This window comes from Rhizobium sp. RHZ01 (assembly GCF_014851595.1).
Taxonomy (GTDB): Bacteria; Pseudomonadota; Alphaproteobacteria; order Rhizobiales; family Rhizobiaceae; genus Rhizobium; species Rhizobium altiplani.
Genome location: NZ_JACUZZ010000019.1, coordinates 32,282 through 46,063, shown reverse-complemented (window position 1 = coordinate 46,063; position 13,782 = coordinate 32,282). Strand labels below are relative to the sequence as shown.

11 protein-coding genes and 1 pseudogene are annotated in these 13,782 nt (G+C 60.1%); 10 read left to right on the top strand and 2 right to left on the bottom strand.

Going from position 1 to position 13,782, the window contains the following annotated elements:
• Positions 1-137: 137 nt before the first annotated feature.
• Together IB248_RS19530 and IB248_RS19525 are read left to right on the top strand one after the other, a co-directional pair.
• Complete coding sequence (locus IB248_RS19530; protein WP_192241552.1) at positions 138-1,595, top strand: CHAD domain-containing protein; 1,458 nt, start codon at positions 138-140, stop codon at positions 1,593-1,595.
• 203 nt (positions 1,596-1,798) lie between these two features.
• On the top strand, positions 1,799-2,587 hold the full coding sequence (locus IB248_RS19525) for a DUF481 domain-containing protein (protein ID WP_018857279.1): 789 nt from the start codon (positions 1,799-1,801) through the stop codon (positions 2,585-2,587).
• 60 nt (positions 2,588-2,647) lie between these two features.
• On the opposite strand, the gene IB248_RS19520 is transcribed toward IB248_RS19525, so the two are convergent.
• The gene (locus IB248_RS19520; RefSeq protein ID WP_018857278.1) at positions 2,648-3,352 is read right to left on the bottom strand and encodes an SDR family oxidoreductase; all 705 of its coding nucleotides are present in this window, start codon (positions 3,350-3,352) and stop codon (positions 2,648-2,650) included.
• Positions 3,353-3,481: 129 nt separating this feature from the next.
• Here IB248_RS19520 and IB248_RS19515 point away from each other — a divergent pair, with 129 nt between their 5' ends.
• From IB248_RS19515 to IB248_RS19505, 3 genes and pseudogenes are all read left to right on the top strand, one after another.
• On the top strand, positions 3,482-4,375 hold the full coding sequence (locus IB248_RS19515) for a LysR substrate-binding domain-containing protein (protein ID WP_025660063.1): 894 nt from the start codon (positions 3,482-3,484) through the stop codon (positions 4,373-4,375).
• Between the two features lie 260 nt (positions 4,376-4,635).
• Positions 4,636-4,995, top strand: a complete 360-nt coding sequence (locus IB248_RS19510) for an RT0821/Lpp0805 family surface protein (protein ID WP_018857276.1) — start codon at positions 4,636-4,638, stop codon at positions 4,993-4,995.
• Between the two features lie 753 nt (positions 4,996-5,748).
• A pseudogene (locus tag IB248_RS19505) lies at positions 5,749-5,865 on the top strand (DUF3175 domain-containing protein); the annotation flags it as partial.
• 115 nt (positions 5,866-5,980) lie between these two features.
• On the opposite strand, the gene katG reads toward IB248_RS19505, so the two are convergent.
• On the bottom strand, positions 5,981-8,161 hold the full coding sequence (katG, locus tag IB248_RS19500) for a catalase/peroxidase HPI (RefSeq protein WP_192241551.1): 2,181 nt from the start codon (positions 8,159-8,161) through the stop codon (positions 5,981-5,983).
• Positions 8,162-8,631: 470 nt separating this feature from the next.
• Between katG and IB248_RS19495 the strand changes: the two genes are divergently transcribed.
• Genes IB248_RS19495 through IB248_RS19475 form a run of 5 tightly spaced genes read left to right on the top strand, consistent with a single transcriptional unit; the run spans position 8,632 to position 13,779 of the window.
• Positions 8,632-9,363, top strand: a complete 732-nt coding sequence (locus IB248_RS19495; RefSeq protein WP_026371801.1) for a FadR/GntR family transcriptional regulator — start codon at positions 8,632-8,634, stop codon at positions 9,361-9,363.
• Positions 9,360-10,943 (top strand): ABC transporter substrate-binding protein, encoded by a 1,584-nt coding sequence (locus tag IB248_RS19490; protein ID WP_018857271.1) that lies wholly within the window; start codon positions 9,360-9,362, stop codon positions 10,941-10,943. Before IB248_RS19495 ends, IB248_RS19490 begins: the two co-directional genes overlap by 4 nt.
• 57 nt (positions 10,944-11,000) lie before the next feature.
• On the top strand, positions 11,001-11,960 hold the full coding sequence (locus IB248_RS19485; RefSeq protein ID WP_026371800.1) for an ABC transporter permease: 960 nt from the start codon (positions 11,001-11,003) through the stop codon (positions 11,958-11,960).
• 2 nt (positions 11,961-11,962) lie between these two features.
• Positions 11,963-12,838 carry an ABC transporter permease gene (locus IB248_RS19480; RefSeq protein WP_018857269.1) on the top strand — a complete coding sequence of 292 codons (876 nt, stop codon included), beginning with the start codon at positions 11,963-11,965 and terminating at the stop codon, positions 12,836-12,838.
• 20 nt (positions 12,839-12,858) lie between these two features.
• Positions 12,859-13,779, top strand: a complete 921-nt coding sequence (locus IB248_RS19475) for a dihydrodipicolinate synthase family protein (protein ID WP_018857268.1) — start codon at positions 12,859-12,861, stop codon at positions 13,777-13,779.
• The last annotated feature ends 3 nt before the right edge of the window (positions 13,780-13,782 follow it).

Genomic DNA, 13,782 nt, shown 5'->3' with positions numbered 1-13,782 from the left:
GCTTTTCTTGTGAAAGATCGCTGCGGTTGCATTCCCGCTCAGGTTTTTGTCATCAGGACGTTTTATCCCGATGCCACCGCTCTATATCGTGAAAGAGTTGCCTCCACTTAGGACTGTGCAACCGAGCGGAGAGGTAATTGGCAACAGAAACAGAACTGAAACTTGAACTGAGCGCCGACGCGGTGGACACATTGCTGGGATCCGGCTTGCTGGGAAGCCCGATCTCTGTCGATTCCATGACCTCCATTTATTTCGACACGCCCGACCGCCAGGCATGGGAGGGCGGCTATTCTCTGCGAATCCGTACGGTTGGCGAAGCGCACGTCCAAACGGTCAAGGCTGCGGGACCGAACAGAGCCATCTTTGCGCGCTCCGAGTGGGAAACGCCGCTCACGGACAACACACCTGTGATCGATTACACGACCCCGCTGAGGTCCGAACTTGATATCGAGGACGGCACTCTCGTCCGGCAGTTTTCCACCCTGGTAAAGCGACATCGTTGGAACGTCGATCAGGACGGGAGCCAGATTGAAGTTGCCCTTGACATGGGCTCGATCGTTGCCGGCGATCGCGAGATGCAGATCCGGGAATTGGAGCTGGAACTGAAGGACGGCAAGCCATATACGCTGTTCACCCTTGCCCGCAGAATCGAGGCGCTTGTCCCGATCCGTTTCGGTGTCGCTTCGAAAGCGGAGAGAGGATACCGCCTGCTCCGCGAGCAACAAACGGCATACAAGGCGGAACCCGTGCATCTCGACCGCGACCTGCGGGTCTCGGCCTCGTTCCAGGTCATTGCTGAAGCATGTTTCCGGCAGTTCCGGCTGAACGAATCGATCGTCATAAATCGCCCGAACCCATCGGCACTTCATCAGGCCCGCGTGGCACTCAGGCGGCTGCGATCTGCCTTCTCGCTCTACAAGGTGATCCTGGTCGACGCCGAATCTCAGCGGTTGAAGGAAGAGTTGAAGTGGCTGGCGGGCGTTCTCGGAGAGGCACGCAACATCGATGTACTGATTGCCAGGGTTGGAAACAGCGACGTAAAAAGTCGTTTGCTCGAAGCACGCGACAGCGCCTATGAGCAGGTGCTGAACGCGCTTTTCAGCTCGCGTGCCGAAGCCTTTATGCTGGACCTTAACGAGTGGCTGCATTGCGGAGAGTATCTCGCGCTGGTGGAAACGGCAGAGATTCGGAACGGACCGGTGGTCGATTTCGCAATCGACATCCTTGACCGTCAACGCAAGAAACTGAAAAAACGCGGCAAATCTCTGGTCGAAGCCGACGATGAGCATCGGCACGAAACCCGCAAGGCGGCAAAGAAGTTTAGATATGCGAGCGAATTCCTAAGGTCCCTGTTCTCCAGCAAGCAGGCCGAGCGACGGTACGAAAAGTTCATCCAAGCGATGGAGAAATTGCAGGACGAACTCGGTCTCCTGAACGACATGGTAACCGCGCCGACTGTCATTCACAATTTGGAGCTGGAATCACATCCCGGCGTCGAATCCCTGATGGTCGCTGGCAACAGCGAAAAACTGATCACCGCCGCTCAATCGTCGTTGGACGAACTGATGGAGCGAAAAAGGTTCTGGCGGGGATGAAGCAGCCGCTCCGCGCTGCCGGGATGCTCTCCCACGCCGCGTGCCGAGATCGCCTGGCGCCGAGCGTACTCTTCTCATGTGAGATATCAGGAACAGAATATAAGCACTTTGCGGACGGCGAGAGTTAGTGCAATCTGCGATATCAGTTCAGGTCGATGAATCGGGGCTATTGTGACCTGAACGCGAGAGGGGACAGGTTCATCATGAATAGCAGGATTTCACTGATCGCATGCGCCGCTGCCGCAATGGCGTTCGTCACACCCACGCATGCAGCAGATCTCCTGCCCGCCACGGCGCCACAACCTCAGGCCGTGCAACCGAATGGCTGGACGTTTTCCTTTGCACCCTACTTCTGGGTTGCGGGCCTCGACGGCAAGACTCAGGTGTTCGGCCTCCCGACCGTCGACATCAATCAGAATTTCAGCGACATCTTGAAGGATCTGGACTTTGCCTTCATGGCAGCCGGTGACGCCCGCTATGACCGGTTCAGCGTCTTCACTGACATAATCTATGCTCGCATAACGACGGATGCGGCAACACCGCGGGGCGTCGTCGCTGACGAGGTCGATGTCAAGTCAGTCACATTCAGCGCACTGTTGGGCGTCGGATACACCGTCTACGAAGATCCGAAGACTCGCTTGGATGTGGTTGCCGGTGCCAGATACTGGCATGCCGAAACAACGATAGGGCTAAGCGGTGGCCTCATCGGCAACGTGTCGCGGACCGATAGCGCCAATTGGGTGGACGGGGTCGCGGGCATCAAAGGCAACTACTCGCTGACCGACACGGTCTATCTCACCGGCTGGGGCATGATCGGCGGCGGAGGTGCCGACCTGGACTGGGACGTGCTGGCGGGCATTGGCTATAAGTTCAACGACACCGTCTCGGCGGTTGCCGGTTACCGCGCCCTCGGCGTCAACTACAGCAACGATGGCTTCACCTACGACGTGATCGAGCACGGCCCGATTTTCGGAGCGATCATCCGCTTCTAATCGCCGTTTCCTGATATACCGCCCCGGAGGCCTTTCACCCCGGGGCAGTGCCCGCCGGCATCAAACCGAACGGGTTAGTCCGCCGTCAACGCGAATATTCTGCCCCGTCATGTAGGCTGCACCGGTCGATGCAAGGAACGCAACCGTCGCGGCGATTTCCTCGCTCGTGCCATAACGCTTCATCGGAACGCTGTCGCGGCGCTCCTCCGTCGCCGGCAGGCTGTCAATCCAGCCCGGAAGAACGTTGTTCATGCGGATATTGTCGGCGGCATAGGTGTCGGCGAATATCTTGGTGAAGGACGCCAGCCCGGCGCGGAACACGGCCGACGTCGGGAACATCGGGCTCGGCTCAAACGCCCATGCGGTCGAAATGTTGATGATCGCGCCGGCCTTCTGCTTCTGCATGTGCGGCGTCACCAGCCGTGTCGGACGGATGACGTTCAGAAGGTAGACCTCCATGCCCCGGTGCCAGTCCTCGTCCGATATGTCGAGGATGGGCGCGCGCGGACCGTGGCCGGCGCTGTTCACGAGCACGTCGATGCGTCCCCAAGTGGAGATCGCGAGATCAACGAGCTTGCGGAGATCGTCATTTGATTGGTTGGAGCCGGTGACGCCGACGCCCCCCAGCGCCTTTGCAAGCTCTTCGCCCTTCCCCGACGATGATAGGATCGCCACCTTGAACCCATCGGCTGCAAGACGCTTCGCCGCGGCGGCGCCCATTCCGCTGCCGCCGGCCGTGATCACCGCTACCTTTTCTACTGACATCATACTCTCCTGCCTTAAAGAGGACCCGCATGCAATTGCGGTCTACAGTTGCCTGCAAAGCGTGATATCACTCGTGTGGCATCGGTGCGAGCCAGTTTCGTTCTCAGAAAGCAGTAGAAAATCTATTGAATGGCAGAAGGTATTAGACGTCTTCCCTCGCTTAATGGCCTTCGCATGTTCGAGGTCGTCACACGGCACCTGAACTTTCGCCTGGCAGCCGAGGAAATCGGGGTCACCCAGGGTGCTGTCGCCCAACAGATACGGGGCTTGGAAGCAGAGTTGGGCCTGAAGCTGTTCGACAGGCTTCCGCGAACGCTGGCGTTGACGGAGGCTGGCCAGAGCTATGTGACCAACATCCGCCGTGCTTTCGAGCTGATCTCGGAGGCAACCGAGACATTGAAACCAGAACCGCTTCACCTGACAATCAGCGTGACGCCGACATTCGCCTCGAAATGGCTGATCCCTCGCCTGCCGGATTTTACCGCGGCTCACCCCAACATTGATCTGCGCATCTTGGCGAGTGATCGCATTGCCAATTTCCAAACCGATGCGGTGGATCTCGCCGTCCGTCATGGCCGGCCACCCTTCGGACCGAACTTGAATGCGGAGCTGCTGTTCGATCACGTGATTATTGCCGTCGGCAGCCCGCTACTGGTGGAGAAGCTCGGCTTCCCCGACCAAGAGGACAATTTCTCGCGCTACCCGCGCCTTCACGATGGCCACGATCTCTGGCCGCAGTTTCTGGAATTGGCGTTTCCGAACGGAGCGCCGGCGACCGCCAAGAATATTCGGTTTAATCAGACCTCCCTGGCGATTGAGGCCGCGATTGCTGGCCAGGGCCTTGCTCTGACGAGCACGTTTTTTGTGGACGAGGACATTGCGTCGGGCCGCCTTCTCCGTGTGTTGCCAACCGAACTTACCGCTGGGTCGGATTTCTACGTCATCTCGCCACGAAAGCCCCGTCATGCGGCATCCGTGGCTGCCGTAAAAAGCTGGCTCGCGGACGCTGCGCGCCAGAACTGATAGGCCAGACGACGATCAACCGGCACCCGCGGGGCCGTGAATCCGCAATCAACGGACTAGAAGGTCACCCGGCGGGTCGGGATGGCCGGGCAGCATCGTTGAACGCCGACTTGGGGCAGGCGCGCAGTCGGTGGAACTCACAAGCAATGCGTCGGAATGAACGGAACTGGCTGGCACTGCGCCCATTTCTATAGTAGTTCCTCAGGTAGCTGTCAGAATTGCACGCTACGATGCGGGAGAACTATCATCGGAAAGTCTAGATGACGCGAAAGAACATAGGCGTGATGCAATTGGCCCTCGCGGCCTTGCTGTTGGCGGGATGCACCAAGGTAGAACCCTTGGAAACCACCGCGATCCCGCAGTCGAGTCCGACGCCTGCGAAGACGGATCAGGCGGTCATCGCAGATACGGTCAGTCGCGGCGCGGTCGGAGTGAACCCCCTTGCCTGGGCGAACCCGTCGACGGGAAGTGTGGGGGTGATCGAAGAAATTGGCGTTGATCCTGAAAGTTCATGCCGCGCCTTTGTAACGACCCAGCGGACGCTGGAGGGAGAAACCCGATTCAAGGGTCTCGCCTGTCCGTCTGGCGACTCGGATTGGAAGCTCGGACCCGCGCGATAGCCGGAATGCCACGCGTCCTCGCGTGGCCAAATCAAGCGCCGCCCGCTAGCCGAACAGACCCAACCTTGTTCTTGTGAGCCATTGCCGGCGGTCGACGACACGCCGGGATCTCTGCCTCGAACACCTAGCGGATGCAGTCCCTACGGACTGATGACCGGCTTACGCGTGGATTTGATCTGAGATCTCACCGCGAGGCTTGATCGTGCTTTGCGTGGTTGCACGGTCAACTGCCTTGCCTGCGGGCGCTCGACCAAATCCGCCTGGATTGGTGATCTCCTCTTGTGCCTGGGTGGAGCTCGACTGTCCGAGCGACGGACCGGCCTGGTCGGGAAGCGATTGTGCGCCGCAAGGCGCAAACAGCCAGACCAACAGCAATGCGGATAAGGCAAGAGAAATACGCATCTCCATCATTGGATTGTTGGAGAGCCGTTCGAAACGCTTGATGTTCCGCGCGTGCACCCGTCCAATTCGGCAAGCGCCACAAATTGCATGGGCCCGCCAGAATGCCTGACGGGCCCGAGACGCAATACAAGCGGCCGCATCTGGCCGGCCCCATAAAACCACAACCGCGCATTGACTGCACGTACCTCATTGGCGGTAAAGCGGCCTACCTTTCGGTGATTTTCTGGTGCGAGCGCTTCAGCACCGTCACGTCGTCATAGACGTTCTACGCTTCGCACTTGGCGTGCTAACGGGCGTGGCTCATTGGCGGCGGTGCCGTCCTGCATCGAGGAACCGGCGTCACAACGGCTGATGCTGAATTTCTATATCAACCGTGCAGGTCAGCAACTCTCCAAGGCACAGCGAACAAAGCTGGAGAAGGCGAAGGACGAGCTTCGCAAGGATTTCGGGCGGAAGCCCAAGGGATGAGAAAGCAGAAAGCTGCTCAACCGGCGACCGAGACCTTCACCACAGCCGAGCGCGGTGACAATGAGGACGGATGCATGGACGCGGCTTACCGCCGCGCCCACCAATATTTTATCGATCAGGCCAGATCGAAACGATCGGCGTTCATCACCTTGTTCCAGGCTGCGACGAAGTCCTTGACGAACTTCTTCTTCGCATCGGACTGGCCGTAGACTTCTGCAAAGGCGCGGAGCTGCGAGTGCGAGCCGAAGATCAGGTCGACGCGGGTGCCGGTCCACTTAAGTTCGTTCGTCTTGCGGTCGCGTCCCTCGTAAACGCCTTCCTTACCCGCAACCGGGGACCACTGGGTGCCCATGTCGAGGAGATTGACGAAGAAGTCGTTCGTCAGCGCCTCGGGACGAGACGTGAAGACGCCATGCTCGGGCTGACCAGCCTTCAGCACGCGCAGTCCGCCAACGAGAACGGTCATTTCCGGCGCGGTCAGCCTCAGCAGTTGGGCGCGATCGACAAGGGCCTCTTCCGGCTTCATGAACTGCCGGCCGCCGACATAGTTGCGGAAACCGTCAGCACGCGGCTTCAGCGCGGCGAAGGACGCCACGTCGGTCTGTTCCTGCGAGGCATCCATGCGACCAGGCGTGAACGGCACGGTGACGTCATGACCGCCAGCCTTTGCCGCCTTCTCGACACCGGCAGCGCCGGCGAGAACGATCAGGTCGGCGAGCGAGATCTTCTTGCCACCGGTCTGGGCGGCATTGAAGTCCTTGTGGATAGCTTCGAGGACACCGAGCACCTTGGCGAGCTGCGCCGGCTGGTTCGCTTCCCAGTCCTTCTGAGGCGCAAGCCGGATGCGCGCACCGTTGGCGCCGCCGCGCTTGTCGGAGCCGCGGAAGCTCGAGGCAGAAGCCCAGGCGGTCGAGACGAGCTCCTGCACGGACAAGCCGGTCAAAAGAACCTTCTCCTTCAGCGCGGCGATGTCAGCATCGTCGACAAGCTTGTGGTCGACGGCCGGAATGACATCCTGCCAGATGAGGTCTTCCGCCGGGACTTCCGGACCGAGGTAACGGACCTTCGGACCCATGTCGCGGTGGGTCAACTTGAACCAGGCGCGCGCGAAGGCATCCGCGAACTGATCAGGATTTTCGAGGAAGCGGCGCGAGATCTTCTCGTATACAGGATCGAAGCGCAGCGACAGGTCCGTGGTCAGCATTGTGGGAAGCTGCTTTTTCGACGCATCAAAAGCATCAGGAATGGAAGCTTCGGCATTCTTGGCCTTCCACTGCTTCGCACCGGCCGGGCTCTGCGTCAGCTCCCACTCGAAGCCGAACAGATTCTCGAAGAAGTAATTGCTCCACTGAGTCGGCGTCTGCGTCCAGGTCACTTCAGGACCGCCGGTGATGGCGTCCTTGCCGACGCCGGTACCGAAGGTGCTCTTCCAGCCGAGGCCCTGCTCCTCGATCGCACCGCCTTCCGGCTCCGCGCCGATCAACGAAGGATCGCCGGCACCATGCGTCTTGCCGAAGGTGTGACCGCCGGCGATCAGCGCCACCGTCTCTTCGTCGTTCATGGCCATACGGGCGAAGGTTTCGCGGATGTCGTGGGCAGCCGCGACCGGATCGGGGTTGCCGTTCGGGCCTTCGGGATTGACGTAGATGAGGCCCATCTGCACGGCGCCAAGCGGTTCAGAGAGTTCACGCTCGCCGCTGTAGCGCTCATCGCCCAGCCAGGTTCCCTCAGGACCCCAGAAGAGTTCCTCGGGTTCCCATACGTCCGCGCGGCCGCCGGCGAAACCGAAAGTCTTGAAGCCCATGGATTCCAGTGCAACGTTGCCCGTCAGGATCAACAGGTCGGCCCAGGAGATCTTGTTGCCGTATTTCTGCTTGATCGGCCACAGCAGGCGGCGGGCCTTATCGAGGTTGGCATTGTCAGGCCAGCTGTTCAGTGGCGCGAAACGCTGCTGACCGGCACCGGCGCCGCCGCGGCCATCAGTGATGCGGTACGTGCCTGCGCTATGCCATGCCATGCGGATGAACAGGCCGCCGTAATGACCGAAGTCGGCCGGCCACCAGTCCTGCGAATCGGTCATCAGCGCATGAAGGTCCTTCTTCACCTCATCGAGGTCGAGCGTCTTGAATTCCTCGGCATAGTTGAACGCCGTCCCCATCGGATCGGACAGGTCGGAATGCTGGTGAAGGATCTGAACGTCCAGCCGGTCCGGCCACCAGTCGCGGTTGGATCGACCACGGGGCGTATTGCCATGCGCAACAGGACATTTGCCCGCGCTGTCGGTTTTCTGGTCCATAACGTTCTCCTTGATTACCTTGAATTTTCTGCCGTCTAAAGGGGGATCTGCCAAACCAGTCAACGGCGCTGCGCCGTTTCCAAATGAGGTTCAGCACTCAAGCCAAGGGTACACCGATCGACATACATCCTCCCTTTCCTCCTTCATATCGGAAAATGGCGATAATTCTAAGTTGGATTTACTGATCGTTACGATAACCAAAACCTATGAGTTGGATGGATTACGCTCCCCGCAGGATTTGCTGAACTTGTGTGGCAGAGATGGGGAAACAAGGAGATCCTGGCTCCAATCCCTCGGCCAGCCCCCCCGAGCGGGCGGCAAGGCCACGGGCGGAAGACCAAGTACCAAGCCTCTTTGCCGAACCCTACGACAAACCTCCCTACGGCGCCTTCGTTGACATGTTCATTTGACAGATATCCTACAAGTGGATATGTATCTCGGCATCTGGAATTTCTGCAGCGAGACCCGGCATGCCCCTAAAGACCATGAAGCCTTTGACAAGAGCCCCCCTGCTGCATGTGTCCGTGCAGGAGAGCCTGCGTGCTTACATCAATGACAATGGCCTGAAGCCCGGAACCCTTTTGCCGGCAGAGAGCGAACTTGCGACCCAACTCGGCGTCAGCCGCAACTCCCTGCGAGAGGGCATCAAGGCGCTGGAATCCCTGGGCGTCCTGGAATCGCGCCGCGGCGTCGGAATCTTCGTGAAGGCCTTCTCGTTCGAGCCGCTGCTCGACAACCTTGCCTATGGCCTTGGCGGGGCGCTTCGCCAGATTGAGGAAGTGATCGAGATCCGCCGGACGCTCGAAGTCGGCCTGATCGGCAAGACCTTGGAGACGATCAGCAAGGACGACATTGCCGAGCTCCGCGCCACCGTCAACCGCATGAAAGCGCACGCCGAGCGCGGTGAATCCTTCGCCGAGGACGACCAGCTATTTCATCGTCTGCTCTTCCGCTGCCAGGAGAACGAAACGCTGAGCCGGCTAATCGACGTGTTCTGGCTCGCTTTCTACAAGGCCTCGGATTTCGTCAATCTCGATAACGTCGACCCGATGGCCACCTGGCGGGATCACGCCGCCATCGTCGATGCCGTCGAAGCCCGGGACCTGGAGGAGGCTCGCCGCCGCCTCGACCGCCACTACGAAGGCATCGCGCAGGTAATCACAAACAACAAGACAAGTTCAAATGTGGGAGGAACGCAATGAACACTCTGTCCCGACTTTCGGCGATCGCAATCGCCGCGATGATGGCAACAACAGTCGCGTCAGGCCTCACCCGCCCGGCGCAAGCCGCAACCCTGTCGGGCGGCTTCGACGTCGGGCCTGGCGGATTCCAAGGCAATTTCAATCCGCTTGCAGCCACCGCCGGCTTCACATGGCTCAGCATCTATTTCGAGCCGCTCGTGACTTACGATGCGAAGCTGCAGAAGCCGGTCGGCGTTCTTGCATCGTCCTATGAAGTGAGCCCCGACCAGCTGACCTACATGTTCAAGCTCGTCGACGCGAAGTGGCACGACGGAAAGCCGTTTACCGCCAAGGACGCCAAGTTCACGATGGAGCTTGCCAAGAACGCCAAGACCGGCTCCGTTCTCGCGGCCCGCCTGACGCCGGTTTCATCCGTCGAAGCTCCCGATGAGCACACGCTTGTTCTCAAACTCAGCGCCCCATCTGCAAGCCTCATGGATACGCTCACCAAGGTCATGATGCTGCCCGAGCATGCGCTCGCCGCAATACCGGCCGACCAGCTCGCCAAGAACCCATGGTGGTCGACGTCACCGATCGGCACCGGCGCATTCAAGTTCACCAAGTATGTCAACGACCAGTATGTCGAACTCGCCGCCAACACGGACTACCGCGGCGGGAAGCCGGCCCTGGAGAAGATCATCAATCGCTACTTCGCCGATCCGGCGGCGGCGATCGCCGCTCTTCGCGCCGGCGAAATCCAGTTCACCTATGTCGATTCCAATGAGGTCCCAACATTCAAGGAAGACAAGTCTTTCCGCGTGATCGAAGGCAATTCCTTCGTCGTCAACTATCTGGGATTCAATCATGAATCACCGATCTGGAAGGATTTGCGTGTTCGTCAGGCGGTGATGCGCGCCATCAACCGTGACGCAATCATCCAGAGTCTCTACGGCGGTGCTGCGAAGCCGGCCAATTGCGCCTATGTCGCTGACCAGCTCGTTCCGAAGGACATCGATCCCTATGCTTATGATCCGGAAAAGGCAAAAGCGCTCCTGAAGGAAGCTGGCTGGGACCAGATCAACGGCGGCAAGCCGATCACGCTCCTGACCTACTACACGACGCCCTTGGCGACCAATGTGCTGGCCGCCGTTCAGGCGATGCTGGCGCAGGTCGGCATTAACGTCGTGCCACGTGCCGTCGATGCGCCGACCTATAACAGCATCGTCCTGAAGCCGGACGCGGATATTTCGCAGTTTCAGCTGGTTTATGCCGGCCTGCAAAACGGACCGGACGCCGGCAGCATCAATGTCGGGCTAAACGAAAAGCAGATCCCGCCGGCCGGCCCGAACGTCGTTCGCGCCCGGATGCCCGATCTGACGGCCGCGCTCGATGCCGCCCTCGGCGAGCCAGACGCGGCAAAGCGCGACGGGCGCTATCAGCAGGTCTGCAAGGTCATGAACAGCCAGCTCCCGTGGGGCACGCTCTGGGTGGCAAACCGCTATGGCGTCGTCTCCACCAAGGTCAAGGATTTCGTCTGGACTCCCGCTCCCGGAGGCGGTCCCTACCAGGCCGATCCGCAGCGCTGGTCGATCGCCGAGTAAAGACCGCCCATTGGTACGAGGGGGTGGCATCTGCCACCCTTTCAGGACGGAGTTGCAATGCTGAGATACAGTCTCCGGCGCCTGGCGATTGGGATAGGCATGCTGCTTGCCTTGAGCATGCTGATTTTCCTTCTGCTGCGCCTCACCCCTGGCGATCCGATCGACGCCTATATCGATCCGAATATTCCCATGTCGCCAGCTGATTTGGCCGAGCTGCGCAGCAGGCTCGGTCTCGACCAGCCGCTGCCCGTACAATATCTGGCCTGGTTGCAGCAGGCCTTGGCCGGCAATCTCGGCTACTCGATCAAGCGGATGGATCAGTCGGTGCTCGGCCTCGTCTTGTCGCGGATCGGCCCCACCGTCCTATTGATGGGAACGGCTCTCGTCATCTCGATCATCGTCGGCATCGCCACCGGCATCGTCAGCGCCGTACGGCGCAACTCCTTCGCCGACCTCTCGTTTTCGGTACTTGCCCTCACAGGCATTTCCAGCCCGGCTTTCCTTAGCGCGTTGATCGGACTTTACGTCTTCGCGGTGCGGCTCAAATGGATGCCATCCGGCGGCATGCTGACGCCTGGCGAGGCCTTCTCGATCCTCGATCTGGTGCATCACCTGATCCTGCCTGCATCTCTTCTTGCGGTCGCTCAAGCGGCTCTGATCATGCGCTATATGCGCGCCTCCCTGCTTGAAGTGCTCAATCAGGATTATGTTCGTACGGCGCGGGCGAAGGGTGTCGTCGAGTTCTGGGTGATCGTCAAGCATGCCTTGCGCAATGCGCTGCTGCCTGTCGTTACGCTCATCGGCTCGACCATCGGCCTTGCCATCGGCGGCGCAATCTTCATCGAGAGCGTCTTCAACTGGCCGGGTATGGGCCTGCTGCTGGTCGATTCCGTCGAGACCCGCGACTACCCGGTCATCATGGGCGCGACGCTCATTATCGGAGCCTGCGTGATCGTCGTGAACCTTCTAACGGATATCACCTACGCGGTGATCGATCCGCGCATCAAGGTGGCGTAACTATGCTGGCCAGAACCCCTAGCCGCAGTCCCGGCCCCCTCGCCCGTGCACTCGACCGCTTCCTGATCAACCGCGCCGCCGTTTTCGGTGTCTGCCTGGCTGTTCCTGTCCTGGCAATGATCCTCACCTATCCCCTTTGGTGGAGCTTCAAGCCGAACGACATCGACCTGTTGGCGATGAACTCGGGCCCAAGCCTGAAACATTGGTTCGGTACCGATGGCGTCGGGCGCGATGTGTTTGCCCGCGTCATGGAAGGCGGCCGCATCTCGCTCCTCGTCGCTATTGCGTCGACGCTGCTGTCGGCCGTCATCGGCTTTCTCTTCGGTGCTGTCTCAGCCCTTGGCGGCCGCTGGGCCGACGCCGTGGGCATGCGGTTCGTCGACCTCGTGATGACGTTGCCGCCGGTGATTTTTCTCCTCGTGCTCGCCTCCATCGCCGGCACGGGCATCTGGCCGACGGTACTCGTCATCTCGTTGCTGTCCTGGCCACTTCTGGCGCGAATGGTGCGTGCACGGCTTCTGGAACTCCGTGAGCGTGACTTTGTCATCGCCGCTCGGGGAATGGGCGCCGGCCTGCCGCATCTCCTCTTCCGGCATGGCTTGCCGAATTCGATCGATATCCTTGTTGTCTACGCGACTTTGCAGATTGCCAACGCCATCCTGCTTGAAGCCGGACTTTCCTTCCTTGGCCTCGGCATCGCCCCGCCGGCCGCAAGCTGGGGCAACATGCTGAATGCTGCCCGGTCGACGGCGGTCCTCGAACAATATCCCTGGCAATGGCTGTTCCCGGGTGGGGCGCTCATCCTTGCCGTGCTTGCCATCAACTTCATCGGCGACGGTCTTCGGGACGCTTTTGACCCTCGTGCTGAACTAAACTGATCATCCGAAAGAAAGAGACAATGACGAAATTCAAAGGTGTAATTCCTCCGGTCGTGACGCCACTCAATGCGGATTTCACGGTCGACTATCCGTCCTACACGCGGGTCCTGGAGCACCTCATCGAGGGCGGCTGTCACGGTGTTTTCGTGCTCGGCTCGACAAGCGAAGTAATTTTCCACGATGACAAGACCCGCCGCGAGATCATCGAGCATTCGGCAAAGGTGGTGAATGGCCGCGTGCCCCTGATCGTCGGCGTCATCGATCCGACAACAGATCGCGTCATTCATCACGCTGACGTTGCCAAGCGTGCCGGCGCCGACGCCGTCGTTGCCACCGCGCCTTTCTATACTGTCACCAGCCAAGCCGAGATCCTCGACCATTTCCGCTTTATCCGCGACGCCGTCGACGTACCGCTCGTCGCCTACGACATTCCGGTCTGCGTTCACGTCAAGCTGCAGCGCCAGACGACGGTGACTTTGGCAAGAGAAGGCACGATCATCGGCCTCAAGGATTCGAGCGGCGATGACGGCAACTTCCGCTATGCCCTGCTCGATCTTGCCGATCAGCCGGACGTGTTCCTGATGACCGGCTCGGAGATTGTCGTCGACAACGCCCTGCTGATGGGCGCCCACGGCGTAGTCCCTGGCATCGCCAACGTCGATCCGCATGGTTACGTGCGCCTGTGGGATGCCGCCCAGCGTGGCGACTGGGTCGCCGCACGCAAGGAGCAGGAACGGCTTTGCCGGCTCTTCGAAATCGTCTGGGTTGCCCAGGGCCGCGTCAGCGGCGGCGCCTCCGGCATCGGTGGCTTCAAGACCGCGATGAAGAGCCTCGGCATCATCGACAACGCCGTCATGCCGCGCCCGCGAGCAGCGCTCGACGAAGCTGAAACAGCGAGGATCAACGAGATCCTGCGTGCAACCGGTCTGCTTCGCGGGTGATCT

Coding starts and splice junctions, on each gene's coding strand:
- katG (WP_192241551.1), bottom strand. CDS start 8,161: ATGGACCAGAAAACCGACAGCGCGGGCAAATGTCCTGTTGCGCATGGC.
- IB248_RS19495 (WP_026371801.1), top strand. CDS start 8,632: ATGCCCCTAAAGACCATGAAGCCTTTGACAAGAGCCCCCCTGCTGCAT.
- IB248_RS19525 (WP_018857279.1), top strand. CDS start 1,799: ATGAATAGCAGGATTTCACTGATCGCATGCGCCGCTGCCGCAATGGCG.
- IB248_RS19480 (WP_018857269.1), top strand. CDS start 11,963: ATGCTGGCCAGAACCCCTAGCCGCAGTCCCGGCCCCCTCGCCCGTGCA.
- IB248_RS19475 (WP_018857268.1), top strand. CDS start 12,859: ATGACGAAATTCAAAGGTGTAATTCCTCCGGTCGTGACGCCACTCAAT.
- IB248_RS19485 (WP_026371800.1), top strand. CDS start 11,001: ATGCTGAGATACAGTCTCCGGCGCCTGGCGATTGGGATAGGCATGCTG.
- IB248_RS19520 (WP_018857278.1), bottom strand. CDS start 3,352: ATGTCAGTAGAAAAGGTAGCGGTGATCACGGCCGGCGGCAGCGGAATG.
- IB248_RS19510 (WP_018857276.1), top strand. CDS start 4,636: ATGACGCGAAAGAACATAGGCGTGATGCAATTGGCCCTCGCGGCCTTG.
- IB248_RS19515 (WP_025660063.1), top strand. CDS start 3,482: ATGGCAGAAGGTATTAGACGTCTTCCCTCGCTTAATGGCCTTCGCATG.
- IB248_RS19490 (WP_018857271.1), top strand. CDS start 9,360: ATGAACACTCTGTCCCGACTTTCGGCGATCGCAATCGCCGCGATGATG.